Below are 25,209 nucleotides of genomic sequence, written 5' to 3'. Positions count from 1 at the left end.
GATAGGCCAGGATTAGCTGTCGACGTCGCTGGGTATGGTGCCCGAGGTCATGACCGAAACCAGCGCCCGGCCATAGGCCCCAAGCAGCGCCACCGCCGGATCGGCGGCAAAGAAATTGCCTTCCTCGACCTCGTCGACGATCTTCACCAGTCCCGAGGACGAGCCGATCGGCGAGCGGGATACGAGGATTCCGCAGAGCGGGCCGACAAGTTCCATGGCGGCGCAGATATGCGCATCGACCTCGATCAGCTGGATCAAGCGCTCGCGGCTGGCGCGGGGCGAGATGATCGGCGCGACTTCCTCGGGGGCTTCATCGAGAATATCGGCCAGGGCCAGGATCGCTTCGTTAGCGGCTCCGAACCCACCGACCGAACAGGCCTCGACAAAAGTCAGGATCCTGGTTTCCCAGAGTGACATTTCTTGCTTCCCCAACGGACGAGCCCTGAAGAGGGCGCGACGCGGTGTCATTACACCTTCACTAAGACCCATGTCACCGGCTGGACCCCAAATTCCGCACCGATTTCGCGGCGGTAGCCATACACCGTTTAGCAATTGTTAATCGCTGGAGCGTTCGACAATGGCGAGTTGGAGCTTCGCCAGCGCGGATGATTTGAGCTGGTGAACACGCGGAACGCTGACATCGAGCACCGTGGCAATTTCGGTCAGGTTCAGCTCCTCGATGAAATGGAGCTTCACGATCAGCTGCAACCGCTCGGGGAGCTGTGCGATGGCTTCGGCGAGCGCCGTCCGGTCATCGGCTTCGAGCAGCCGCGCCTCGGCATCGGGCTCGGTCGAACCGAAGGCCGGATTGGAGTCCGAATAACAGTCCTCCAGATCCACGACCCGCGTCGCCAGTTGTGTTCGCATATCGTGATATTCCCCCACTGAAACATGCAGTTCCTGCGCCATCTCCTCGGCCGAGGGATCGCGCCCCAAGGCGCTGCGCAGGCGGTCCATGGTCGCATCGATCCGCCGGCGCTGCGCTGCTGCACCGCGCGCATGCGGCGATTGCCCGCGCAACAGGTCGATCATCGCCCCCCGCACGCGCATCTTGGCATAGGCGGCAAAGCCATCTTCGCCCGGCCGGTCGTGGCGCTGCGCGCATTCGGTCAGCGCGATCATTCCCGCCTGGAGCAAATCGTCGACATCGACCGATGCGCCGCAACTGCCTTCGTAATACCAGGCCAGCTTGCGGACCATCGGCAGGAAGTTTCCGATCCGCTCGTTGATCTCGCTCGCATAGGCGCGCTGCGCTTTGAAATGGGAGTGGTCGTACTTCATGCCGCGAGGGCCTCCGTTTCATGGCCGAGTTGGGCAGGTTGGGCGGGTGCTTCGTCGCCGACCACCGCGATCACTTCGATCGGCTGGGCAGCGGGGAGTTCGTTGATCGACAGCACCAGGCAGTGCGGTGCGCGCAGGCGCAGGAGCGCGGTCAGCGCGCGGCGGGCGCGCGGCTGGACGATCAGCGCGGGCCGGGTTGCGGCAGGATCGCGCTGTGCCACGATGGTGGCGATACGCTCGCCGATCGAGCGGGCGAGGTCGGGTTCGATCACGATTTCGCCCGAAGCCGGGTCCTGCAGCCCGCCGACGACCATGTCTTCGAGCTGGGCGGCCAGCGTGATGACCGGCAATTTGGCATCGGGCGGGCAGGCTTCGGCGACGATCATCGCACCCAGGTCGGCACGGACGATATCGATCAGGCGGTCGTGCTCGGTAGTCTGCTGCGCCGCGAGCGAAAGGCTCGAGAGAAGACCCGCAGCGAATGACGCAGCGAAATTCCGTCGGCGAGCAGCGCCTTGAGCAGCCGAGTCACCGCCGCGAGCGACAGCGGCTGCGGGGTGATCGTTTCGATCAGCTGGCCATGGCGGCCACGCAAATGGTCGATCAGGTCGCGGACCTGGTCGGGGCCGAGCAAATCCTGCGCCCTGACGGCGAGCAATTGGTGGATCTGCGTGGCGATGACGCTTTCGGGATCGACCGCGAGATAGCCCTCGGCCACCGCAAGGTCGCGCGAGCCCGCGTCGATCCACAGCGCGGGGCAGCCGAAGCTGGGGTCGATCGTCGCTTCGCCGGGGACCGCCTGCGAGTGCATGACATCGCCCGTATCGATGGCGAGTAGATGGTGCGGCTTGATCTTGCCGCCGCCGATCGCCGCGCCGCCCAGCGTGATCCGGTAGCTGTCGGGATCGACTTCGAAACTATCCTCGATCCGGAACTGCGGCACGATGAAGCCGAAGGTCTGGCACATTTGCTTGCGCAGCCCGGTCAGCCGCGCGATCAGCGTGGCGCCATGTTTCTCGTCGGTCAGATGGATAAGGCCATAGCCAAGCTGGATGGTAACCAGCGTCTGGTCGGTGACCTCGTCGATCGCGATATGCGCCGGATCGGGGATGACCACCGCCTCGGGAACGTTGAATTCCGCCTCTTCCCGCTTGCGCAGGCTGTGCCACAGCCAGAACGCCCCCGCCGCCAGCGGCAGGATGATCGATTGCGGCATCGCGGGAATGCAGCCGATGATGAACAGGATGCAGGCGACCGGCAGCCAGATCTTCGGATCGGACAATTGCCCGCTGATCTGGTCGGTCAGGTTGCGCGCATCGGAAACCCGCGTGACGATAACCGCGGCGGCGATCGACAGCAGCAGTGCCGGGACCGAAGCGACCAGCGCATCGCCGACCGCCAGCGTGATGTAGAAGCTGGCTGCGTCGCCCGCCGAAAGATCGTGGGTGGACATGCCCAGCACCAGGCCTGCGATCACATTGATCAGCAGGATCAGCAGCGCGGCGACCGCATCGCCCTTCACGAATTTGCTGGCACCATCCATCGAACCGTAGAAATCGGCCTCCGTGGCGATTTCGCGGCGGCGGGCCTTGGCTTCGTCGGCGGTGAGCAGCCCGGCGGCGAGATCGGCGTCGATCGCCATCTGCTTGCCGGGCAATGCATCCAGCGTGAAGCGGGCGGAGACTTCGGAGACGCGCCCCGCGCCCTTGGTGACGACCATCAGATTGATGATCATCAGGATCAGGAAGACGAAGATACCGACCGCGAAATTGCCGCCGATGAGAAAGGCGCCGAAGGCCTCGATGACCTTGCCCGCGGCAGCGCCGCCTTCATGCCCGTTGAGCAGCACGATCCGCGTCGATGCCACGTTGAGCGCGAGCCGCAGCAGCGTGGCGAACAGCAGGACCGAGGGGAAGGAGGAGAAATCGAGCGGTTTCTGCGCGTTCATGGCGGCCATCAGGACCGACACCGACAAGGCGATGTTGAGCACGAAGAAGACGTCGAGCAGCATTGCCGGGATCGGGACGACCATCAGCAGGATGATCGTCAGGATCCCGATCGGCAGCGCGAGGCCGGGGTTGATGAAGCGGAGCGGGTTCACAGGCCGAACGCCCTGAACTTGCCGTAGGCGGCGGCGATATGGTCATTCGCGCGGCCTGCGCCGGCGCCTCCTTCGCCAAAGGTCGTGCGCAGCGTGTCGGCCATCGACGGGCGCGGGCCGCCGGGTCCGGGCAGGGCGGGCAGCGCAAGGCTGCCGCGGCTGGGCCGGCTGGTACTGGCGGGCGCATGGGCGGCAAAGCGGGCCGGGTCGAATTCTACGCGATTGCCGCCGGTGGGCATCGGCATGTCGCCATAAGCTGCCGATACCTTGTCGCGCATCAGCGTCATGACTTCGCCGACCGAGCGCGGCGATCCGCCGCTGTAGAAGATCGAGCGGTTGGCACGCGCGGCCTGGGGCATCAGCGCCGCGGCCGACTGGTCGGGATTGCTGCCCAGCGCGCCGAGGAATTTCTGCGCGCCGCCAAGCCCGAGGAAATGCGCGAGATAGAGTTCCGCCGGTTCGGCGTCGCGCCCCAGGCTGGAGCGCAGGCCCGCGGCGTTTTCGCGCGTCAGCTCCGCCGCCATCAGCGACGAGGCATCGGCATCGTAGCGCAGCGAGAGGAGTTGCTGGCGCGTGGCGGTATCGGCCACGCGTCCATTGGGCGCGATCGCCGCATCGGCCCAGTCCATGCCATGTTTGGCGCCATGCCGGTCGAGCGTGCGCAGCCAGGTGGAATCGATAAACTGATAGAGACCCGACGCGCTCGAGGTCTGGGCCTTGGCGCTGGGGTCGAGCCCGGATTCGAGCCGCGCCTGCGCCAGCAGGTAATCGAAATCGACACCCGTCCGCGTCGCGGCGCGGGCGATGGCACCCTGCACATCGGCATTCTGGACTGGACTGACTGTAGGCACGAAACCTCCGGGAATTGCGTTCCCGGTTGTTCAGCAAGGTCCGTGCCAAATTTCCTGGCTAGGAATTGGCGCCGCTATCAGGCGAGCGCGACGCTGATGCCCTGGCGGGGCAGCGCGGCGTAGGGTTCGCTACTGCCGGCCAGTGCGCCGAGGCGATTCTGGACATTGCTGGCGATCAGGTTGCGCAGGCGGCGGTTGATCTCGTTGAGGCGGCGCACCGCGTCGAGCACACCGAGGCATTCTTCATCCAGGCTGTCCTGCTCGACCACGTCCAGTTTGGCGCACAGGTCGAGCTTGCCATTGGTGCAGGCGACGATGCGATCGAGGTCGAGAGCGGCAAGCGCCTGCCGCTCACCCTGCAAAAGTGCGAGCATCTGTTGCAGGGTAGCCAGTGTCTGCTGTTTGCGGGTCATTTCCCGACCTTTCCGTACATGCCCGCAGCGATGATCGCATCGGCGATCTCGGTCGGGATCAGCGGGTAGGAATTGCTTTCCAGCGCCTTGCGGATATCGGCCACGCGGTCGTGGTCGACAGGGCCCTCGAGGCCGGCGGAAACGCGCGATGTCGCTATGGGGGCTTCGGTCTGTTGCGCTTCGGTGGCCACCTTCTGCGCGGGAGAGACCTTTCCGGCAGGGGTAATGGCTGCGCCTGGACGCACCACTGCTCCCGAGAATTCCGGCAATCCGACAATACGCATCGTTTCGCTCCATAAGCTGGTTGACCAACAGAACGGCGATCGATGCGCGGGTTTAACTCCCCGGCAATAATTTTGCCGCTTACGGCAAATCGATGCCGACCTGGCCCGGGCGGATCACCATGGCGCGCAGCGTTTCGGTGCGCTGCCCAGTGGCGCGGACCTTGATCCATTCGCCGCGCGCGCCGTCCTCGACGGCAGCCCCCTGCCGGGTGAGGGTGAACCCCTTGCCGCGCACGAGGATGCTGACGTTCTCGCCGCGCGAGATGATCGTTTCGCCATATTCGGGGGCGGCGGCGTAGCGGCCGCTGCCCGAACCGCCATCGACCGCTACATAGATGCGCCAGCCGGCAGTCGGACAAGCGATCTGGACCGAGCGCTGGTCACGGCCGAACCATTGCAGGTCGAGCGGCGCCTGGCAGGCGGTCAGCCGAAGGCGGCGGTCGACGGGCAGCTTGGCGCCTCCTGGCTGGCCGACATCGGCGCCAGTGAAATCGGTGACCGCGCGGTCGATGATCGACAGGTCCATCGGCGCTGCGGCGGCGGCGGCGCTTGCAAAAAGCGCGGCGGCGAGTGTTAGGGGCAATGTGTGACGCATGGTCGATCCTGACTCCGGTTCGCGAAACCACCCCCGGCATGGGGGTCTTCGCGGTTATGGAGCAAGGTTCGTGCCATCCGGCGCCGGACGGAGGTAATCGACCGACACCAGGATGTCGTCGGAGCTGTTCGGCATGGCAATCAGCCGGGCGGCGACGCCTGCGGCCTCGGCTTCGGCCAGCAGACGCTCGCCCTCGGCAAGGGCCTCTTCACGCTGCCCGGGTGCATAGCCGATCGAAATCGTCGCCACCTGCCGCTCGTCGGTGACCGCGGCGAGCAGCCATTCCTCTACGCTTTCGCCCTTGGCAGGCTTGTGCAGCGCAAGCGCGGAGGATGCCACCGGCGCGGGTTCCGCGGTATCGGCCTCAGCCTCGACCTCGGTCTCCTCCTGCGGCGACGGAGCGGCAGGCTCGCGCACCGCCTGTGCCGTGATCAGAAACAGGATCAGCGCGAGGTCCGCAGTTACCGTCTGCCAGCCCGAAGCCGCGCGCAGGATCATGCCGCTTCGCGTTCGCTGTGCGGGGTGCCGCCGGCCACGCCGGTCTGGCGGATCCCGCGGGCGAGCCATTCGAGAACCGCATCGCGGTCGCGCTCTTCCTGCCGCGACTTGCGCGCAACTGCGGCGCCCAGCGGGGCGAAAAGGAAATTCGCGGCGAGGAGGCCGTACAGCGTGGTGACGACCGCCATGGCGATGGCGCCGACCAGGCCGGTATCCTGCGCTGCCGCGCCCTGCGCCTGGCCCAGCGCAATCAGCGTGCCCGCGAGACCCAGCACCGGCGCCAGTTCCGCCGCACAGTCGAATACGCGCACTGCGGTCTGCGCATTGGCCAGCCGCGCTTCCTTGAATTTCTGGTGTTCGCCGTGAAGCGACTGGATCGAGCGCTGGCTGATGATCAGATCGGACAGGCTGTCGAATTCGCTATCGCCGAAATGATGCGGTTCGGCACGGATAAAGCCGTCATCGGCAATCTCGCGGATCTGCAGGGCCAGTTCGCTCTTGGCGCGCGTCACGTCGAACGCCCGTTCGAACAATCCGCGCAGTGCGGCGATGGCGATGCGGCTGTCCGCCACACCGCAACGCAGCAGCGTGGCGACGAGCGTGCCGACGAGGACGATGGCGATCGCTGCGGGATCGAACCAGGTTTCCAACATGGGGTAGCTACTCCTTGCCGACCCAGAACGGCGCGAACCGGGCAGGATTTATGCGGCAGCCGAACTTTGCCGCTTTCCGGCAAGGCCTTGCCACATCCTGCCGGTTTCGCCTGCCGGGGCCCGGCAATCGGGTTTTGGCACGCCCCTTGCTGAACATCTCCCGTATATTTTTGCGGAGGCTCACATGAGCGAAGGTTTGTTCGGCATTCACGGGGCGGCACTGGAGATCCGGTCGCAGCGCATGGGTGTGCTCGGTTCGAATATCGCCAATGCGGCGACACCGGGATACAAGGCCCGCGACGTGGACTTTGCGGCCGCGCTGCAGGCACGCCTTGGCGGCGCGCAGGCCGACCGCGCGACCGATGGCGCGATCCAGTACCGTATCCCGACCATGGCCAGCCTCGACGGCAACACCGTCGAGATGTCGACCGAACAGGCGGCCTTCGCCGAAAACGCGGTGGCCTATACCGCCACGCTCAACTTCCTGCGCGGACGGGTCGAAACCGTCACTCGCGCGATCCGGGGCGAATGACGATGGCGGGCCCCACATCCTTCTTCGAGGTTGGCCACCGCGCCATGTCCGCGCAGCTCGTGCGGATGAACACCGCGGCGTCGAACCTGGCCAATGCGGGTTCGGTCTCGGGCAGCGAGGAAGAAGCCTATCGCCCGATGCGCACCGTGTTCGAGCAGGAGCTCGACCGTGCTTCGGGCCTGTCGTCGGTCCGCGTCGGCGGGGTGGTGCGCGAAGATGTCGCGCCGATCCGCCGCCACGATCCGGGCCACCCGCTCGCCGACGAGAACGGCGATGTCTGGGAAGCCCCCGTCGATGAGAACGCCGAGATGGTCGAGATGCTCGAAGCCTCGCGCCAGTACCGCAACATGGTCGAGGCCATGTCGACCGCCAAGCAGCTCATGCTCGAAACGATGAGAATGAAATGACCACCATAACCACCCAGACGACCTCGCCGGTCGCTTCCACCACTTCCACATCCGGCCGCGGCATGGACGCGCTGGGGCAGGGCGATTTCCTGCGCCTGCTGACCGTCCAGATGCAGCAGCAGGACCCGTTCGATCCGGTCGATAACAAGGAAATGCTCGCCCAGATGGCGCAGTTCTCCTCGCTCGCCGGCGTGTCGGAAACCAATGCCATGCTCGAGCAGATCGCGGACAAGCTCGACCAGCTGATCGTCACCACCCAGACCGCCACCGAAATCTGACCAGGGAGACATTCGATGTCCTTCTATACCTCGCTCAACGGCATGAAGAATGCGCAGACCTCGCTTGGCGTGATCGCGCATAATATCTCCAACTCGGAAACCTACGGCTTCAAGCGCAGCCGCACCGAATTTTCCGAAATCGTCGCCGGTTCGGCGCTGACCAACCCGCGCATGATCCAGGGGATCGGCGCCTCGGTGGAATCGATCACGCAGAACTTCTCGCTCGGCCCGGTCGAACAGACCGGTTCGGCGCTCGATCTCGCGCTGACCGGCGATGGCTTCTTCACCATGCGCTCGCCCGCCGACGGCTCGACGCTCTATACCCGCGCAGGCTCGTTCACGATGACCGAGACCGGGCATATCGCCGACAGTGCGGGCAACCGGCTGCAGCTGTTCGCGGTCGACGCCAATGGCGCAGTGACGGGCAACGCGATCAGCGATGCCGCGGTCCCGCAGACCAATGCCGCGGGCGCCGAATTCGCCGGGGTTACCATCTCCAGCACGGGCGTGGTCCAGGCCTCCTATACCGACGGTTCGGTCGAGCCGGTCGGCGGGGTCGCGCTGGCCAACTTCATTTCGCCTACCGGCCTCAAGAAGGTCGGCTCGGCCAACTGGGAAGGCACCGGCCTGTCGGGTCCGGCAAGCTACGGCTCGCCCGGCTCGGGCGCCAATGGCTCGCTGCTCTCGGGCGCGCTCGAGCGTTCGAACGTCGACATCGCCGAGGAACTCGTCGGGCTGATTACCGCCCAGCGTAACTTCCAGGCAAATGCCAAGGCGATCGACACCGCGACCCAGATCTCGCAGACCGTCATCAACCTGCGGACCTGATCGCGATGGACCGCCTCATCCATACCGCGCTTTCGGGCATGCGGGCGTCGATGGACAGCCAGCGCGTCATCGCGAGCAATATGGCGAATGCCAACACGCTCGGGTTCCGTGCCGAAATGCTCGACCAGCGCGCCGTCACCATCGAGGGCCAGCCCAACGAGGCGCGCGCGATGCAGACCGCCCGCGTGCGCGGCGCGAATATGGCCGCAGGCGAAATCGTCCAGACCGGGCGCGATCTCGATATCGCGATGGCGACCGATGCCTTGATGGCGGTGCAGGCGACCGACGGGACCGAAGCCTATACAAGGCGCGGTGACCTGTCGGTTTCGGCCACCGGCCTGCTCGTCAATGGCGAGGGGCTGCCGGTGCTCGGCGATACCGGCCCGATCACCATTCCGCCGACCGGCTTTCCCGCGATCGCGCCCGACGGCACGATTACGCTGGCCGATCCCGCCACGCCCGACCAGCCACCCGCCGAAATCGGCCGGATCAAGCTGGCGGCGTGGCAGGGCTCACCGATCAGCAAGGGGCTCGACGGCCTCTTCCGGGTCGAAGGCGGCGGCATCCTGCCGACCGACGAAGCGGCCACCGTCACAGTCGGCGCGGTCGAAGGCTCCAATGTCAAAACCACCGAAGTGCTGGTCGAGATGATCGATGCCCAGCGCCTCTTCGCCATGCGCAGCAAGGTCATCGCGACCGCACGCGAAATCGACGAAAGCGGCGCGCAGCTCATGCGCCTCGGCTAATCAGGGAAAGGATAGACCATGCCCACTTCAGCCCTTCAGGTCGCCCGCACCGGGCTCGAGGCCCAGGATCTGCGCATGCGCGTCATCGCCAACAACCTCGCCAATGTCGGCACCACCGGCTTCAAGCGCGACCGCGCCAATTTCGCCACGCTCGCCTATCAGGATGCGCGGGTCGCGGGCCAGCGCTCGTCGGGCGAAACCGCCTATGCCGCCGGGCTCAACCTCGGTACCGGCGTGGCGGTCCAGTCGACCAGCCAGATCATGACGCAGGGCGCGCTCAGCACCACCGGAAACGCCTATGACCTCGCGCTCGACGGCGATGGCTATTTCCAGGTCGAACTGCCCGGTGGCCGCATTGGCTACACCCGCGCAGGCAACTTTACCCAGTCCGCCGAAGGGCAGCTGGTCACCCAGCAGGGCTATGCCGTCCAGCCGGCGATCACCATCCCCGAAGGCGCGACCGCGGTCGCGGTTTCGCCCGACGGCACCGTGTCGGCAGCGATCCCCGGCGAGGCCGAACCTGCCGAGCTCGGCCAGATCCAGGTGGCCCGCTTTACCAATCCCGCAGGCCTGCAGGCGATCGGCGACAACTTCCTCGTCGAAACCGCTGCCAGCGGCGCAGCCGAACTGGCGCCGGGCGGCGAGAACGGTCGCGGCAATTTACGCCAGGGCATGCTCGAAGCCTCGAACGTCAATATCGTCGAGGAGCTGGTCGAGATGATCGAATGCCAGCGCGCCTATGAAATCAGCTCGAAGATGGTTTCCGCCGTCGACGAAATGCTGCGCAACGCCAACCAGACGCTGTGAGGACGTTCGCCATGAAATCCGCTTTCTGTCTTGCCCCGCTGACACTCGCCCTGGCCGCCTGCGGCGGCGGCGCCTCGCGCCCCGAAGGGTTCGCTGCGGTCCTTCCGCCCGCACCCCAGGCCGCGCCGGCGCGCCATCACGACGGGGCCATCTACCAGGCCAGCCACGGCTATGCGCCGCTCTATTACGGCAACCGCGCAGCGCGGGTTGGCGACATCGTCACCATCGTGTTGGTCGAGCGGACGCAGACGTCCAAATCGACCAGCGGTTCGACCAAGCGCGATGGCAGTATCGGCCTGTCGCTGCCCGAATTCGTCGGCATCGACGACAGCGACCTTAATGCCTCGGGCCGCGCGTCGTTCAAGGGATCGGGCGATGCCTCTCAGGCCAGTTCGATCCGGGCCGACCTGACCGTCACCATTGCCGAGGTCCGTCCCAACGGAACGGCATTGGTGCGCGGAGAAAAGGTCATGCAGCTGAGCCAGGGCGAGGAATGGGTGCAGCTTTCGGGCATCATCCGCCTCTCCGATATCGATCAGGACAACCGGATCCCGTCGATCCGCGTGGCCGATGCGCGGATTTCCTATTCGGGCGCCGGTTCGGTCCAGCGCGCCAGCCGCGAAGGCTGGCTGTCGCGCTTCTTCGGCGCGATTTCGCCCTTCTGAGGATAGTCACCATGATCCGCCGTTTCGCTCTCTTCTTCGTCGCCCTGCTCGCGCTGCTGCCGGTTCCGGCAGCTGCCGAGCGCGTGCGCGACCTCGGCCAGTTCCAGTCGGTCCGTTCGAACCAGCTCACCGGCTATGGCATCGTCGTCGGGCTCGACGGGTCGGGCGATGACAATTTCGCCTATGCGACCCAGGCCATGCGCGGCGTGTCGGGCCGTCTCGGCCTGCAGCTTCCGCCAGGGGTCAATCCGGCGCTCAAGAACGCGGCCGCGGTGATCATCACTGCCGAATTGCCTGCCTTCGCCAAGCCCGGCCAGCGGATCGATGTGACCGTTTCGACCATGGGCAAGGCCAAGTCGCTGCGCGGCGGCGCGCTGGTGATGACCCCGCTCTATGGGGCCGACGGACAGATCTACGCGATGGCGCAGGGCAACCTCGCGGTCGGCGGTCTGGGTGTATCGGGGCAGGACGGATCGAAGCTGACGGTCAATGTCCCGACCGTGGGCCGCATTGCCGACGGCGCGAGCGTCGAACAGGCGGTGGCGAGCAATTTCGATTTCACCGAAGTGCTGCGCTGGAACCTCTACCAAGCCGATTTCCTCACCATCTCGCGTGTGCGCGATGCGATCAACGCCGTCTATCCCGGGATGGCGCTGGTCGAGGACGGCGTCACGCTGGCGCTGATGTTGCCCCCGGGCGCCAACACGCGCGCGCAAATCATGGCCGATATCGAAATGCTCGACATCAACCCGGCCGAACGCGCGGCCAAGGTGGTGATCAACAGCCGGACCGGCACCATCGTCATCTCCAGCGCGGTACGGCTGGCGCCGGCGGCGATCAGCCATGGCAGCCTGGTGGTGCGGATCGACGAGAACCCGCTCGTGGTCCAGCCCGAACCCTTTACCCGCGGCCAGACCGCGCTCGAACCCGACAGCACGATCACCGCGCGCCAGGAGGGCAGCGTCGTGTCGCGCGTCGGCCCCGGTGCCTCGCTCGCCGAAGTGGTCGATGCGCTCAACGCGCTCGGGGCCAGCCCGGCCGATCTGGTCGCCATTCTCGAAGGCCTCAAACAGGCCGGGTCGCTGACCGCGGAGCTCGTGATCATATGACGACTTACCCCATCAATCTGGCCGGTGCGACGCCGCTGCCCGAACGCGAAGCCTCGCCGATCCGCGAGGAATTGCGGCAGGCCGCGCAGCAGTTCGAAGCGATCCTGCTGCGGCAGATGCTGTCGAGCGCGCGCAGCACCGATTTCGGCGGCAACGATCTGTTCGGCGGCGAAGGCGAGGAAACCTTCCGCGAGATGCGCGATGCGCGCTTCGCCGAAGTCACGGCCGAATCCGGCCAGCTTGGCTTCGCCCATGCGATCGAACAGCAATTGGCGCATTTCCTCCCGCAGGGTGACCGCTGATGGCCTCCGATCTCCTCTCTATCGCCGCCAGCGGCGCGCGCGCGGCGCGTGGGGCGCTAGACGTTACCGCTCAGAACATCGCCAATGCGTCGAGCGACGGCTATGTCCGGCGCAGCCTGCGGATCGAGGAAGTCTCGGCCTCGGGCGGGGCGGGGCGGATCGGCGATATCTCGCTGTCGGGTGCGCGTGTCGCGGAAATCCGCCGCAATGCCGATGCCTTCCTCCAGGGCGAAGTGCGCCGCACCTCGGGCGATCTCGCGCGCGCCAATGTCGAGCTAACGGGCCTGAGCAATATGGAAAGCGCGCTCGAACAATCGGGCGTGTTCACCTCGATCGTTGAATTCGAAGCCGCGCTCCAGCAGCTTGCCGGCGATCCGGTCGATCCCTCGCGGCGTGCCGCAGTGGTCGCCGAAGCCTCGACGCTGGCGAACAAGTTCAACATCACCGCCTCGGGCTTCGATGCGGTGGGCGATGGCCTGCGCTTCGATGCCGAAGCGCAGATATCCGATGCCAACATCATCGGCGGCGAACTGGCGCGGGTGAACCTGCGGCTGACGCGCGCCGGCAGCGGCAGCAGCGACCGCGCGGCACTGCTCGACCAACGCGACCAGTTGCTCGAACGCCTGTCGGGCTTCACCGCGCTCACGACGAGTTTCGCTGCAGACGGAACCGTCGCGGTTTCGCTGGGCACCAATCCCCCGCGCAGTTTCGTCCAGGGCGGCAATGCGGGGACCTTGTCTTCGGCCACGGCTGCCGACGGAACGCTCAGCTTCGCAGTCGACGGCCAGGCGGTGAGCCCGGGTTCGGGCAGCCTCGCGGGCGCATCGCTCGCGCTGACCGAACTGGCGGCGGTCCGCACCCGTCTCGATACGGTCGCGGCGACCATTGCCGATGCAGTGAACAATGCGCAGGCCGCGGGCGTCGCGCTCGACGGCACGCAGGGGCAACCGATCTTCTCTGGTAGTACCGCCGGAACGCTGCGCGTCGTCATGAGCGAGGGCCGCGGTCTGGCGACGGCGCCCGCAGGGGCGGGGGCCTCCAGCCGCGATGATGCCAATCTCAACGCGCTGCGCCAGTCGCTGGCCGCGCTCGATCCGGCGCAGGAGCTCAGCGGGATCCTGTTCGACGTGTCGAGCAAGGTCGCGGGGCGCAATGTCACGCAGAGCGCGCTCGAAACGATCGCGTCCTCCGCGCGCATCTCGCTCGAACAGCAATCGGGCGTCGATCTCGACTCCGAAGCCGCCAATCTGATCCGCTTCCAGCAGGCCTTCCAGGCCTCGGGGCGGGCGATGCAGGCGGCCAGCGATATCTTCGACACTCTCCTGGGGATCGGGCGATGATCAATCTCAGCACCGGGGCGTTCTACGAACGCAGCACCCGCCAGATCGGCAGCCTGCGCGCGCAGGCCGAAACGCTGCAGCAGCAGATCGGGACAGGCGAACGGCTCGAACGCTCGTCGGACGATCCGGTGGCCGCTGCGCGGTTGCGGATGCTCGCGCGCACCGAACGCATTACCAGCGTCGACACGCGCAATTCGGAGCTCGCCGAGGCCGATCTCGCGCTTACCGACCAGACACTCAGCTCGATTGCCGATATCGTCATGCGGGTGCGGGAACTGGCCGTGCAGGCGACAGTGAGCACGCTCAACGATGACCAGCGCGCCGCCATCGGCGTGGAAGTGGCGAGCCTGCGCGAAAACCTCGTGCTGCTCGGCAACAGCCGCAACATCACGGGGCACGCGCTCTTCGGGGGGCAGGCTGCGGGCCAGGCCTATGTCGACAATGGCAGCGGCAATGGCGTGCAATTCGTCGGCACCGCCGCCGTCACGCCGCTTGAAATCGGCGAAGGGCAATCGGTGATCCCCGGATTGACCGGGCCGGAAATCTTCCAGTTCGACGCCGCCTCCGGGCCGACCGATCTGTTCGCAGTGCTCGATGGCCTCGCGATTGCGCTGGCAGGCGGCGGCCAGGCGGCAGCCGATGCCAGTTCGGCGGCGCTCGCCGATCTCGACCGGGGGCTTGAAAAGGTGACTACGGCGCAGACCGTCGTCGGCTCGCGGCTCAACTGGATCGACCTCATGACCGAGCGCCGCGAAATCAACACCGAACGCATTGCCGACGAACGCACGAGCGTCGGCGGCGCGGATATCGCGGTGACCATGAGCCGGCTGCAGGAAACGCTGACGGTTCTCGAGGCGACCCAGGCCAGCTTCGTGCGCCTCGCCAATCTCTCGCTGTTCTCAATGCTGCGCTGATCGCGCCTTCGGAAGGAATTTTTCAAATGTACGCGATTATCGGCATCGTTGTTCTGCTCGTCATGGTGTTTGGCGGCTTCATGCTCAGCGGCGGCGCGCTCGGCCCGGTGATGGCCGCCATGCCCTATGAAATGCTGATCATCGGCGGCGCCGCGATCGGCGCGATGGTCGCGGGCAATTCGCTCGACGGGCTCAAGGCGATCGGCCGTGCTTTCGGGAAGATCTTCAAGGGGCCCCAGCACGACAAGCAGGACCATATCGATGCGATCGCCCTGACCACGCAGCTGATGCGCATGCTCAAGAACGATGGGCCCGTGGCGCTCGAAAGCCATCTCGAGGAACCCGAAAATTCCACCGTGTTCAGCGCCTATCCCAATTTGCTCAAGAATACCGCGCTCATCGCGCTGATCTGCGACACGCTGACGCTGCTGGTGGTGTCGTCGGGCACGCTGGAAACTCATGCGGTCGAAGAGGTGATGGACAATGCGATGAAGACGCATTTCCACGAATTGCGCGAACCGCAGCACAATCTTGAAACGCTGTCGGATGCGCTCCCCGCGCTGGGCATCGTCGCGGCGGTGCTGGGCGTGGTGAAAACCATGGGCTCGATCGACAAGCCGCCTGAAATCCTCGGCAAGATGATCGGCGCGGCGCTGGTGGGCACCTTCCTCGGCGTGTTGCTTGCCTATGGTATCGTCGGCCCGCTCGCCGGCCGGCTCAAGCAGGTGCTCGAGCAGGACGAACAGATCTTCCACGCGGTCAAGCAGGTGATCATCGCCTCGCTCTACGGCCATCCGCAGCCGCTGGTGGTGGAAAGCGCGCGGTCGGGTCTGGGCCATACGGTGCGGCCGGGGCTGAACGAACTCCTCGACGCGCTGCGGGGTAGGTAGGATGGCCAGCTCCGCCGCGGGTCGCAACGATCCGGCCCCGATCATCGTCAAGAAGGTGACCGTCGTCGAGGCGGGTCATCATGGCGGCGCCTGGAAGGTCGCCTATGCCGATTTCGTCACCGCGATGATGGCGTTCTTCCTGCTGCTCTGGCTGCTCGGTGCAACCACCGAGGACCAGCGCAAGGGGCTGGCGGACTATTTCACTCCGACGCTGGTGAAGACCAAGGAACAAAGCGCGGGCGCCGACGGCGTGTTGGGCGGGTCGTCGCTCGTCGACGTCGATAACTACCCGCATGCCGCGGGGCAGACGGGGACCCAGACGCTGACCGTTCCGCGCGATGCCACGGGTGGGCCCAAGGAAGGCGCGGCGAGCATCAAGCGTATCCAGCAGCGCGTGACCGAAGCGGTCGCCGACCGCGAACGGCTCAAGCGGCTGATGCGCCAGGTGCGGATGATCAACACCACCACCGGCATTAGGATCGACCTGGTCGATGATGCCGATTTCTCGATGTTCTCGCTCGGCACGACGGTCCTCACCACCGATGCGCGCGACCTGCTCGATCTCGTCGCCGAAGCGATCGCGCCCGAAGGCGGCAAGATCACCGTGCGCGGCCATACCGATGCGCTCAAATATCGCGATCCGACGCGGGTCAACAATTGGTCGCTGTCGGCCGGGCGCGCGGAAACGACGCGGCAGGATCTCATCCGTCACGGGATTGCGCGCGAGCGCTTCCGCCGGATCGAAGGGGTCGCGGATACCGAACCGCTGATCGCGGGCGATCCCACCGATCCGCGCAACCGCCGGATCTCGATCTCGCTGGAGAACTAGCTCCCCGCCTCGGTCTCGCAGGACGGGTCGCGGGCATAGGCGCGGCAGAATACCTCGACTGCGCCGGCGATCCGCTCGCGATTGCGCTGCGGGTCGGCGGGCGCGCCGAAGCGGCGTTCGAGATCGCCCATTCCCTTGCACATGCCGGCGAACTGCTCGGCGGCGAGCGCGGGGTCGGCGACATCGACTTCCCCCGTTTCGTGCATCGCGGCGATCAGCGCCGCGAAAGACTCCTTCATGCGATGCGGGCCGGCCTCGAGGAAGGCTGCGCCAACCGCCGGGTCATGCTCGGTCTCGGCCGCGATGCGCCGTTCGAACTGGACCATCTTGGGCCGCGACGTGAACGCGACCATCGCCTCGCCCACCGCGGTCAGCCGATCGCGCAGACTGCCCGAGGCGACCTCGGGGACTTGCAGGCTGCCCCGGATCTGTTCGCATTCGACCTCGACTGCCGCCGCAAACAGCGCGCGCTTGTCGCCGAACCGGTTGTAGATCGTGACTTTCGAAACGCCCGCATCAGCTGCGATCTGCTCGATCGAACTGGCGGCAAACCCGTGCTCGAAGAAGCTGGCGGCCGCGGCGGCCAGGATCGCCTCGCGTTTGGCCTCGTCGGCCGGACGCCCGGTGCGCTTCGGTTCGTTACTTGACAATCTGAACGCCTCCGTTCAATTGAACGTCCTCGTTCAATAATGGACGAATGGTCAGGCGAAGGCAAGCGAACGTGCTCTGGATCGCGATCAGGATGCTCACCGGAGATGCCCAGAAGTTCTATGGGCTGGTCTTCGGAATCGCTTTTTCGACGCTGCTGATCACCCAGCAGCTGACCATTTTCGTCAATCTGATCGAGCGCGGCGCCAGCGGCGTCTACAATGTCTCCAGCGCCGATATCTGGGTCATGGACCCGGTCAGCCGGACGACCGACGTCGCCTATGCCATGCCTTCCACTGCGCTCGACAAGGTGCGCAGCGTGCCCGGGGTGGGCTGGGCAGTGCCGCATATCCGCGCGCAGGCCAGCGTACGCACTAAGGATGGCGATCTCGAAGGGGTCGCGGTGATCGGGGTCGATGATGCCACGCTGATCGGCCTGCCCAAGCGCATGATCGAAGGCTCGCCCGATGTCCTGTCGCAGCCCGACAGCGTCATCATCGACGATGTCGGCACCACTCGCATGTTCCCCGGCCAGTCGCCGATCGGCGAACGGCTCGAACTCAACGACCAGCGCGCGGTGATCCGCGGGATCGCCGATGCCACGCCCAGCTTCACCAGCACGGTGGTGCTTTACACAAAATACAGCCAGGCGCTGAATTACGTCCCCGGAACGCGCAACCGCCTGTCCTTCGTGCTGGTGGGCGCCGAAGATCCGCTGCAGGCCAAAGCCCTGTCCGAACGGATCGAACGCGAAACCGGGCTGAAAGCGCAGACGCGCGACGAATTCGCGCAGGACGGGATCGACTTCATAATCGAGAATACGGGCATCCCGCTCAATTTCGGGATCACCGTCCTGCTTGGCTTTATTGTCGGCGTGGCCATTGTCGGGCTGACCTTCAGCCTGTTCATCCGCGACAATATCAAGCAGTTCGGCGCGCTCAAGGCGATCGGGGTGACCAACCGCAAGATCCGCCGGATGGTGGCGGTACAGGCGGGGCTGGTCGGGCTGATCGGCTATGGGCTGGGCGTGCTCGGTACGGTGTTCTTCATCTGGGGCTTTTCCGCCAATCCGACCTTCAAGGGATTCTATATTCCCTGGCAGATTCCGCTGATCAGCATGGTCGCGGTGTTCCTGATCCTTGCGCTGACCGGCTGGCTGGCGCTGCGCAATGTGCTGCGCACCGAACCCGCTTCGGTGTTCCGCTGATGGGGACGATCTTGGACACCAGCGCCATCGGCGGCTGCAAGCCCGACGCGGCAATCTGCACGCGCGGCGTCACGCGCGATTTCCAGGCGGGGCAGCAGACGATTACCGTGCTGCACGGCATCGACCTCGATATCCGCGCGGGCGAGCTGACTTTCCTGGTGGGGGAAAGCGGGTCGGGCAAGACCACGCTGATCTCGATCATGTGCGGCATTCTGTGGCCGACACTGGGCGAGGTGAAGGTCTTCGGCACCGACATTTACGAACTCGACGACACCGCGCTCGTCGAATTTCGCCTGCAGAACATCGGCTTCATCTTCCAGCAGTACAATCTCATCCCCTCCATCGATGCCGCCAGCAACGCGGCCGTCCCGCTGATCGCGCAGGGAATGGACCGGCTGGAGGCGCGGGCACGGGCGGTCGCCATGCTCGAGAAGCTCAACATCGGCGATCAGGCTGACAAGCTGCCGCGCCAGCTTTCAGGCGGCCAGCAGCAGCGCGTCGCGATCGCCCGCGCGCTGGTGCACGAACCGCGGCTGGTGGTGTGCGACGAACCCACCGCCGCGCTCGATGCCTCTTCGGGGCGCCGGGTGATGGACCTGCTGCGCGAAGTTGCCGTCGCGCCCGATCGCGCCTGCATCATCGTCACCCACGACAACCGCATTTTCGACCTCGCCGACCGCATCCTCGTGCTCGAAGACGGGCGGATCACCCACGACGGCAGCGATATGCCCGAAGGACACTGACATGGCTCTCGACTGGAACAACCTCAGCTTCTCGCGCCAGACCCTGCCGGTGGTCGCCTTGGTCGGCCTGGTTGCCGCAGTGATCTTCATCCTGGTCGGCCTGCCCGACCGCGAGCTGTCCGAACCGGGCCGCGAACCGCCGCATGCACCGGCAAACCTCGCCGCCGAGGCCCGTGTCGCAGGCGCCGGGGTGGTCGAGCCGTCGAGCGAAACCATCCAGATCGGCTCGGCGCTGTCGGGACTGATCACCGGACTGCTGGTCGAGCCGGGTGACCGCGTCGAAGAAGGCGACGTGCTGTTCACGGTCGACGACCGGGCGGTCCGCGCGCAATTGCGCGAAGCCAATGCCGCGATTGCCGAAGCCCGCGCGGCGATTTCCGAAGCGCAAAGCGCACGCGCCACCGCCGCGCGCCAGCTTGCGCTGTATCGCAATGTCGAGGATCCCGCCGCGGTCAGCCGCGCCGAAGTCATCCGCGCAGAGGGGGAGGCAGCGTCGGCCAATGAACGCGCCCGGCTGGCGCAGGCACGCTTGCAGGCCGCGCAGGCGCGTGCGGGTTCGGCGCAGACCGAAATCGCGCGGCTGACCGTTCGCGCACCGATCGCGGGCGAAATTCTCGCGGTGAATATCCGCAAGGGCGAATATGTCAGCACAATGGGCGGCGGCGGCTCGCAGCCCTTTATCGAGATGGGCCAGACCCAGCCGCTGCATGTGCGCATCGACATCGATGAGGAACAGGCCCCGCGGCTCCAGCTTGGCGCCCCTGCCACGGTCAGCCCGCGCGGCGCTGCGGACCGGCAGGTCGAGGCCGAGTTCGTCCGCGCCGAACCGCGGGTGGTGCCCAAGCGCTCGCTCACCAACAGCGCGGCCGAACGCGTCGATGTTCGCGTGTTGCAAGTGATCTACGAACTGCCGGAGGCGGACGGGCTGTTCCGCGTGGGCCAGCAGGTTGATGCCTATATCGCCGCGCGGGGAGCCGAAGAATGAAACCCCGCGCGCTCCTGATGGTCGCCAGTGCGTTGTCGCTGGCCGCCTGCGTCGGCGGGCCGCCGCGCGAAGTCGCAACTCCCGTTCCGGTCCTGCCCGACAGCTTCCTGTTCGCTCCCGAGGCGCCTGTCGGCACCGCGCTGGCCCAGCTTTTGCCCGTCGGCGATCCGGCGTTCGATACGCTGGCGGCGCAGGCGCTCGCGTCGTCTCCCACGCTCGCCGAAGCCGCGGCTCGCGTCGAGCAGGCCCGCGCCGGGGCCGACCGCGCGGGAGCCGAGCGCCTGCCCGCCGTGGGCGTAGAAGCTTCGGTCACCGGTACGCGGACCAATCCCAATTCCTTCGGCGGAAGCCTGCCGACCGGGGTGAGTTTGGAGACCGAACGCGTGTCCTATGCGGCCAATCTGACCACGCGCTGGGATCTCGACCTGTTCGGCCGCCTACGCGCGCAGGAGCGCGCCGCACTGGCACGGGTCGATGCCGCCGATGCCAGCGCACGCGCTGTGCGCAGCGCGCTGCTCGCCGAAATTGCCGCGACGGTGATCGACTGGCGCACGCTGCAGGCGCGCGAGGCGGAAGTGCGCAACGATCTGGACTCGGCGGAGGAACTGGCGCGGCTCGCCGGTGTGCGCGAGCGTGCGGGCATTGCGCCCGGTTTCGACCGGGTCCGCGCGGAAAGCTCTGCCGCCAGTTCGCGGAGCCGTCTCGCCGCGCTGGAAAGCGAACGCGCGCGGCTGCTGGGCCGGTTGGTGACACTGACCGCGCAGGGCGGGGCGCAGGTCCGCAGCGCATTGGCGCTGGGTGAGCCTGTCACCGATGTGCCCGCACCGCCTGCAACCTTGCCTTCCGCGCTGCTCGCCAATCGGCCCGACGTGCTCGCCGCCGCCGCCACGCTGGTGGCGCAGGATGCCGAACTGGCTGCGACCGCGCGCCGCCGCTTCCCGGTGTTCGACCTCTCGGGCGCGATCGGCCTGCTCGCCTTCGGAATCGGCGATGTTTTCGACAGCGAATCGGTCGTCGGCTCGCTGGCCGCGACGATCGCCGGACCCTTGCTCGACTTCGGGCGGGTGCAGGCCGAGATCGACGGCGCTGCAGCGGAAAAGCGCTTGGCCTTCGAGAGCTATCGCGGCGCGGTCTTTACCGCCTTCGGCGATGCCGAGGCGGGATATGGGCTGGTCGCGGCAGCCGATGGCGAAGCCGCAGCGGTGGCGCAGGAAGCGGCCAATCTGCAACGCGCCGCGCGTCTCGCGAATACCCGCTACGAAGCCGGGCTCGCCGATTTCCTGACAGTGCTCGAGGCGCGCCGCGCCGCTGATGCCAGCGGCGAGCGTGCGGCGGCAGCGCGGGGCCGGGCGCAGCGGGCGCGGGTGGTGCTGTGGCAGGCGCTCGGCGGCAGCGAACTACCCTGATGCCACCGCGCTAGATCGTCGCCCCGCCATCGACAACGATGGTTTGGCCGGTGGTCCACCGGGCGGCGGGCGAGGACAGGTAGACCGCGGCGCCGGCAATATCGCCCGGCTCCCCAATCCGGCGCATCGGCAATGCCTTTTCAGTCGCGGCCAATGCCTGCGGATTTTCCCATAGCGCCTTGGCAAAATCGGTTTTGACCAGCCCCGGTGCGATGCCGTTGACGCGGATGCCGTGCTTGCCGTTCTCGGCGGCGTAATTGCGCACCAGCTGGAAGTCGGCCGCCTTGGAGATGCAATAGGCGCCGATCTCGGTCGAGGCGCGCAAGCCGCCGATCGAACTGATGATCACGATCGCCCCGTCGCCCTTTTCGCGCATATGGGGCAGCGCAAGCTGGATCAGCCAGTGGTTCGACAGGACATTGTTGTCGAGGATCTTGCGGAACTGCTCGTCGGCGATCCCGTCCATCGACCCGTAATAGGGATTGCTCGCGGCATTGCAGACGAGGATATCGGCCGGGCCGAGCTGGGCGGCGGTCTGCACGAACAGATCCTCGAGCTGTGCCTTTTCCGAAATGCTGGCTGCGATCGCGACGGCGCTGCCATCGCCATGCGCGGCGTTGATTTCGGCGGCGACCGCCTCGCAGGCATCCTGCTTGCGGCTCGAGATGACCACGCGCGCGCCCTGCGCCGCGAGGCCCTCGGCAATGGCGCGGCCGATCCCGCGGCTCGATCCGGTGACGATGGCGACTTTCCCGGTCAGGTCGAATGGCGACATGGTGGTTTCCTTTGTGAGCAATGGGAAGGGCCCGAAGCTTGCGCCCCGGGCCCTTCGTAACTGGTGGTGCCGGAACCGCCTAGAAGCGGGTCCGGATACCAAGACGATAGTTGCGGCCGATGGCATTGCCGATGAACGGGTTGTAGCCCAGCGGCAGCTGCGCCTCGGCCGGTTCGGCATCGGTGAAGTTGTCGACCGATGCCTGCATTTGCACATCCGCACCTGCAAGCTGGAGGTCGTAGGTGACCGAGAAATCGTGCTGCGTGTACGAGCCGCTCTCGACACCGAAGTTGGTCCCCACACCGCCGGCCGTGCTGAAGCAGGGATCGCGGGTAAGGCAGCGATCGTCGGTCACGCCGTCGATATGCTGGACCGAATAGCGCGCATTGAAATCGCCGAAACCAAGCCGGACAAAGGCATTCGCGCGCCATTCCGGCACCGTGTTCGGATCGCGGAAGTAATTGCCGAAACCGACCGCATCATAGGCCGGCTGGACGTTGACATCCTGCACGATGAAATCGTCGAAGCTGTAATCGAGATTCCACACCGCATTGGCACCGAAGCCCAGCTCGGCATTGTCGCCCAACGGGAATTCCGCATCGAAGGCGAAATCGAGACCGGCGATCTTGACGTCCGGACCATTGACGAAATCGGTCCGCACGCGGCTGATGTCGATCCCCAGCGTGGTGCCCTGGATACACTGATTGTTAGAGAAGGTAACCAGATTGACCAGCGGGCTCGAACAGTCGACCTCTTCCTGACCGGTGGTCTGGAAATTGCCCACATAGCTCGCGATCGCATTGCCCGGCGTGATCGTGATGCGGTCTTTTAGATCGATCGACCAGTAGTCGACCGAGAGGGTCAGATCGCCGCCGCCGACTGGCGCCGAGAAGATTGCGCCGATGTTGTAGGTGAAGGCGGTTTCGGGATCGAGGTCGGTCGGATTACCGTAGATGTCCTTCGACTTGTAATTGCCGCCTGCCGCAGTGAAGCCTTCGAGTGCGGTTACGAAGTTGGGCGACACGTTCGATGCCAGCGGGCCGCGGAAGGTGGTGCCTACCGAACCGCGCAGGGTCAGCCAGTCGGTCACTTCGAAGCGCGCCGAGCCCTTGGGATTGATCGTCGAACCGATCGGGCTGCCGTAATCCTCGAAGCGGACGGCCGCCGACAGTTCGAGCCGGTCGGTAATCGGCGCGTTTACTTCGGCGAAGAACGCATAGACGTCCTGCTTGAGCTTCACCGGGCGCGAACCGCCGAGGAAGATGAACGGGCCGACCCCTTCGGTGGTGGTGCCGACACAGCTCTGGTCGCCCTCGACGAAGCACGGATTGATGTCGAGATTCGATTCCGGGATGATCGGATCGCTGGAATAGCGCGTATCGCGGAACTGGGTGCCGACGGCGAAGGCCAGCGGACCGCCGCCCAGCTGGATTCCGGTTTCGCCCGCGAGGACCATGTCGAACACGAATTGCGATTCCTGTTCGCGGGTGCCGTTGGGTACCTGCAGCCAGCCGACCAGCTCCTGGCTGTTCTCGTTACCCGGGACGTAGAACGGATTGTCGATGTTGAACGTCCCGTTGCCGGGGCCGGCATTGGCAAAGGGATTGAACCACAGGCAGCCATTCTCGCCCGCTGTGCTCCCGGTACAATCGGGACCGCCGAAGCCGTTCAGCGCGGCCTGCAGGCGCGAGCCGATGATGCCGGGGGCATAGGCTTCGCGATCCGATTCCCAGAACGTGCCATCCACGTTCAAAGTGAGCGTATCACTGAGCGCGAATTCGAAGCCGCCGCTGAAGCGGAAGGCATCGTTGACCGCACCACCGGTGCCGGCACCGCGATCCGGGTCGAGCGGATTGCCGAGAAAGCCGAACGGGCGATAGAGCACGTTGGTGACGGCGACGATCGGGGCCGTGGGCGAGCTCTGCGGCAGGCCGACCTGGTCGAGGAAGGCCGCCACGCCCGGGTTCGCGGGCGAGGTCGTGAACGCGCTGACGAAGCCCGACCCGCGCGGCCCCTGCGTCGGTGGGAATGCCGGCGAATAGTTGAGCGAGGTAAGCTCGCTCCGCGAATAGAGCGCGTCGGCCTGGAAGCGGATCGTATCGCTGAGGTCGATCGTGAGTTCGCCGAAGACCTGATAGCGGTCCTCGTCCTCGGTAATGTTGTCGAACGGGACATAGGTGAAATAGCAACGACCGATGTCGACCGTCCCGCCGAGGTCTTCGCACCCGACGTCGGGCCTGACCTGCGTGTTCACCGTGCCGGTGCCGGTATCGAAATAGCTGACCGCGAACAGCCCCGGAGTAGCCAGCGCCGAATAGGCCGAGGGATTGGTCTCGTAGCCGACATTGGCGAAGTCGCGCTCGATCGAGCCCAATTCGCTGCGGTGCTGCCAGCCTGCGCCAATCACGAAATTCGCTGAATCGGCGAACTCGAAGCCGGCCAGCGCGCTGAGGCTGTAATTGTTGTCCGAACCGTCGATGAAATTGTAATCCCCCTGCAGTTCGAAGCCGGTGAAGGTCGAGCGGGTGATGAAGTTTGCGACGCCGGCGATCGCATCCGAACCATAGGTCGACCCGGCACCGTCCTTGAGCAGTTCGATCCGTTCGAGCGCGAACAGCGGCATCAGCTGCGTATCGACGAACCCGGCGCCCGGCGTCAGGATCGTCCGCTTGCCATTGAGCAGCACCAGCGTGCGCTGCGGGCCGAGGCCGCGCAAATTGAGCGAACCGACGCCCTGGAAGCCCTGCGCGTCGGTGGAGAACTGGTTGGTGTCGCCCAGCGAGGCGCCGACCGAGGGCAGTTCCTTGATGAATTCGAGCGGGCTGTCGACGCCCTGCTCGGCCAGATCGTCGGCGGTAAAGACGTCCACCGGCAGCGCCGCATCCTCGGGCGTGCCGCGGATATAGGAGCCGGTAACGATGATGCGGTTGTCGTTCTGGTTCGCCGCTCCGGCAGTTTCGACCTCCGCCTGGGCGAGGGCAGGGCCCGCCGACAGAGCCGAAATCGCAAGTGCGCCGAGCGCGCAACTGTGGCGTAAAGTGAATCTGGTCATTGGTCTCTCCCTCGGGGGTACGTCTTTTGTCCGCGTACCTTCCAATCGAAATTCAATGCCCTCTTTGCCT

28 protein-coding genes and 1 pseudogene are annotated in these 25,209 nt (G+C 65.9%); 17 read left to right on the top strand and 12 right to left on the bottom strand.

Going from position 1 to position 25,209, the window contains the following annotated elements; genetic code table 11:
* Window positions 1-12 precede the first annotated feature (12 nt).
* The 9 genes and pseudogenes from VWN43_RS10070 to VWN43_RS10030 form a co-directional block, all read right to left on the bottom strand.
* Window positions 13-417, bottom strand: a complete 405-nt coding sequence (locus VWN43_RS10070) for a hypothetical protein (RefSeq protein ID WP_320181846.1) — start codon at window positions 415-417, stop codon at window positions 13-15.
* Window positions 418-555: 138 nt separating this feature from the next.
* Entirely contained in the window at window positions 556-1,281 is a 726-nt protein-coding gene (locus VWN43_RS10065) for a sigma-70 family RNA polymerase sigma factor (protein WP_320181847.1), read from the bottom strand.
* Window positions 1,278-3,313: pseudogene (locus VWN43_RS10060) on the bottom strand (flagellar biosynthesis protein FlhA). The gene VWN43_RS10065 and the pseudogene VWN43_RS10060 overlap by 4 nt, the downstream one beginning before the upstream one ends.
* A gap of 65 nt (window positions 3,314-3,378) precedes the next feature.
* Window positions 3,379-4,233 (bottom strand): transglycosylase SLT domain-containing protein, encoded by an 855-nt coding sequence (locus VWN43_RS10055; RefSeq protein ID WP_320181848.1) that lies wholly within the window; start codon window positions 4,231-4,233, stop codon window positions 3,379-3,381.
* A 77-nt stretch (window positions 4,234-4,310) separates the two neighbouring features.
* Window positions 4,311-4,646 (bottom strand): hypothetical protein, encoded by a 336-nt coding sequence (locus VWN43_RS10050; RefSeq protein WP_253522547.1) that lies wholly within the window; start codon window positions 4,644-4,646, stop codon window positions 4,311-4,313.
* Window positions 4,643-4,930, bottom strand: a complete 288-nt coding sequence (locus VWN43_RS10045; RefSeq protein WP_320181849.1) for a flagellar biosynthesis anti-sigma factor FlgM — start codon at window positions 4,928-4,930, stop codon at window positions 4,643-4,645. The genes VWN43_RS10050 and VWN43_RS10045 overlap by 4 nt, the downstream gene beginning before the upstream one ends.
* Window positions 4,931-5,009: 79 nt before the next feature.
* Window positions 5,010-5,525, bottom strand: a complete 516-nt coding sequence (locus VWN43_RS10040; RefSeq protein WP_320181850.1) for a flagella basal body P-ring formation protein FlgA — start codon at window positions 5,523-5,525, stop codon at window positions 5,010-5,012.
* A 54-nt stretch (window positions 5,526-5,579) separates the two neighbouring features.
* Window positions 5,580-6,023: a hypothetical protein gene (locus VWN43_RS10035; RefSeq protein ID WP_320181851.1), complete on the bottom strand. Its 444-nt coding sequence runs from the start codon at window positions 6,021-6,023 to the stop codon at window positions 5,580-5,582.
* Window positions 6,020-6,676: a MotA/TolQ/ExbB proton channel family protein gene (locus VWN43_RS10030; protein ID WP_320181852.1), complete on the bottom strand. Its 657-nt coding sequence runs from the start codon at window positions 6,674-6,676 to the stop codon at window positions 6,020-6,022. The genes VWN43_RS10035 and VWN43_RS10030 overlap by 4 nt, the downstream gene beginning before the upstream one ends.
* Before the next feature lie 184 nt (window positions 6,677-6,860).
* On the opposite strand from VWN43_RS10030, the gene flgB reads away from it, so the two are divergent.
* Genes flgB through VWN43_RS09965 form a run of 13 tightly spaced genes read left to right on the top strand, consistent with a single transcriptional unit; the run spans window position 6,861 to window position 16,323 of the window.
* Window positions 6,861-7,208, top strand: coding sequence for a flagellar basal body rod protein FlgB (flgB, locus tag VWN43_RS10025; protein WP_253522563.1), 348 nt, complete (start codon window positions 6,861-6,863; stop codon window positions 7,206-7,208).
* 2 nt (window positions 7,209-7,210) lie between these two features.
* On the top strand, window positions 7,211-7,615 hold the full coding sequence (gene flgC, locus VWN43_RS10020) for a flagellar basal body rod protein FlgC (protein WP_320181853.1): 405 nt from the start codon (window positions 7,211-7,213) through the stop codon (window positions 7,613-7,615).
* Window positions 7,612-7,893, top strand: coding sequence for a flagellar hook assembly protein FlgD (locus VWN43_RS10015; RefSeq protein ID WP_253522568.1), 282 nt, complete (start codon window positions 7,612-7,614; stop codon window positions 7,891-7,893). Before flgC ends, VWN43_RS10015 begins: the two co-directional genes overlap by 4 nt.
* 15 nt (window positions 7,894-7,908) lie before the next feature.
* Entirely contained in the window at window positions 7,909-8,721 is an 813-nt protein-coding gene (locus VWN43_RS10010) for a flagellar hook-basal body protein (RefSeq protein ID WP_253522571.1), read from the top strand.
* A gap of 5 nt (window positions 8,722-8,726) precedes the next feature.
* Window positions 8,727-9,467, top strand: a complete 741-nt coding sequence (locus VWN43_RS10005; RefSeq protein ID WP_253522574.1) for a flagellar basal body rod protein FlgF — start codon at window positions 8,727-8,729, stop codon at window positions 9,465-9,467.
* Between the two features lie 18 nt (window positions 9,468-9,485).
* Window positions 9,486-10,274 (top strand): flagellar basal-body rod protein FlgG, encoded by a 789-nt coding sequence (gene flgG / locus VWN43_RS10000; protein ID WP_330767264.1) that lies wholly within the window; start codon window positions 9,486-9,488, stop codon window positions 10,272-10,274.
* A gap of 11 nt (window positions 10,275-10,285) precedes the next feature.
* Complete coding sequence (locus VWN43_RS09995; RefSeq protein ID WP_253522580.1) at window positions 10,286-10,939, top strand: flagellar basal body L-ring protein FlgH; 654 nt, start codon at window positions 10,286-10,288, stop codon at window positions 10,937-10,939.
* 11 nt (window positions 10,940-10,950) lie between these two features.
* Window positions 10,951-12,048, top strand: a complete 1,098-nt coding sequence (locus VWN43_RS09990) for a flagellar basal body P-ring protein FlgI (protein WP_253522583.1) — start codon at window positions 10,951-10,953, stop codon at window positions 12,046-12,048.
* Window positions 12,045-12,350 (top strand): rod-binding protein, encoded by a 306-nt coding sequence (locus tag VWN43_RS09985; RefSeq protein WP_320181855.1) that lies wholly within the window; start codon window positions 12,045-12,047, stop codon window positions 12,348-12,350. The genes VWN43_RS09990 and VWN43_RS09985 overlap by 4 nt, the downstream gene beginning before the upstream one ends.
* The gene (flgK, locus tag VWN43_RS09980; RefSeq protein ID WP_320181856.1) at window positions 12,350-13,690 is read left to right on the top strand and encodes a flagellar hook-associated protein FlgK; all 1,341 of its coding nucleotides are present in this window, start codon (window positions 12,350-12,352) and stop codon (window positions 13,688-13,690) included. Before VWN43_RS09985 ends, flgK begins: the two co-directional genes overlap by 1 nt.
* On the top strand, window positions 13,687-14,604 hold the full coding sequence (gene flgL / locus VWN43_RS09975; protein WP_320181857.1) for a flagellar hook-associated protein FlgL: 918 nt from the start codon (window positions 13,687-13,689) through the stop codon (window positions 14,602-14,604). The genes flgK and flgL overlap by 4 nt, the downstream gene beginning before the upstream one ends.
* A 26-nt stretch (window positions 14,605-14,630) precedes the next feature.
* Window positions 14,631-15,494, top strand: a complete 864-nt coding sequence (gene motA, locus VWN43_RS09970; protein ID WP_320181858.1) for a flagellar motor stator protein MotA — start codon at window positions 14,631-14,633, stop codon at window positions 15,492-15,494.
* A gap of 1 nt (window position 15,495) precedes the next feature.
* Entirely contained in the window at window positions 15,496-16,323 is an 828-nt protein-coding gene (locus VWN43_RS09965; RefSeq protein ID WP_320181859.1) for a flagellar motor protein MotB, read from the top strand.
* On the opposite strand, the gene VWN43_RS09960 is transcribed toward VWN43_RS09965, so the two are convergent.
* Window positions 16,320-16,973, bottom strand: a complete 654-nt coding sequence (locus tag VWN43_RS09960; protein ID WP_320181860.1) for a TetR/AcrR family transcriptional regulator — start codon at window positions 16,971-16,973, stop codon at window positions 16,320-16,322. The genes VWN43_RS09965 and VWN43_RS09960 overlap by 4 nt on opposite strands.
* Window positions 16,974-17,044: 71 nt before the next feature.
* Here VWN43_RS09960 and VWN43_RS09955 point away from each other — a divergent pair, with 71 nt between their 5' ends.
* Genes VWN43_RS09955 through VWN43_RS09940 form a run of 4 tightly spaced genes read left to right on the top strand, consistent with a single transcriptional unit; the run spans window position 17,045 to window position 21,312 of the window.
* Window positions 17,045-18,178, top strand: coding sequence for an ABC transporter permease (locus VWN43_RS09955; RefSeq protein ID WP_320181861.1), 1,134 nt, complete (start codon window positions 17,045-17,047; stop codon window positions 18,176-18,178).
* Window positions 18,178-18,921 (top strand): ABC transporter ATP-binding protein, encoded by a 744-nt coding sequence (locus VWN43_RS09950; protein WP_263605083.1) that lies wholly within the window; start codon window positions 18,178-18,180, stop codon window positions 18,919-18,921. Before VWN43_RS09955 ends, VWN43_RS09950 begins: the two co-directional genes overlap by 1 nt.
* A 1-nt stretch (window position 18,922) precedes the next feature.
* Window positions 18,923-19,906, top strand: a complete 984-nt coding sequence (locus VWN43_RS09945) for an efflux RND transporter periplasmic adaptor subunit (protein WP_320181862.1) — start codon at window positions 18,923-18,925, stop codon at window positions 19,904-19,906.
* A complete protein-coding gene (locus VWN43_RS09940) occupies window positions 19,903-21,312 on the top strand; it encodes an efflux transporter outer membrane subunit (protein WP_320181863.1) in 1,410 nt (469 codons plus the stop codon). Before VWN43_RS09945 ends, VWN43_RS09940 begins: the two co-directional genes overlap by 4 nt.
* A gap of 10 nt (window positions 21,313-21,322) precedes the next feature.
* Here VWN43_RS09940 and VWN43_RS09935 read toward each other — a convergent pair whose 3' ends face one another.
* Window positions 21,323-22,087 (bottom strand): SDR family NAD(P)-dependent oxidoreductase, encoded by a 765-nt coding sequence (locus VWN43_RS09935; RefSeq protein ID WP_320181864.1) that lies wholly within the window; start codon window positions 22,085-22,087, stop codon window positions 21,323-21,325.
* A 79-nt stretch (window positions 22,088-22,166) separates the two neighbouring features.
* Complete coding sequence (locus VWN43_RS09930) at window positions 22,167-25,139, bottom strand: TonB-dependent receptor domain-containing protein (RefSeq protein ID WP_320181865.1); 2,973 nt, start codon at window positions 25,137-25,139, stop codon at window positions 22,167-22,169.
* Window positions 25,140-25,209: the final 70 nt, after the last annotated feature.

This window comes from Qipengyuania sp. HL-TH1, assembly GCF_036365825.1.
Classification (GTDB): domain Bacteria; phylum Pseudomonadota; class Alphaproteobacteria; order Sphingomonadales; family Sphingomonadaceae; genus Qipengyuania; species Qipengyuania profunda.
Note: the sequence above shows the minus strand (reverse complement) of the source record. Positions and strands in the feature narration are given on the sequence as shown.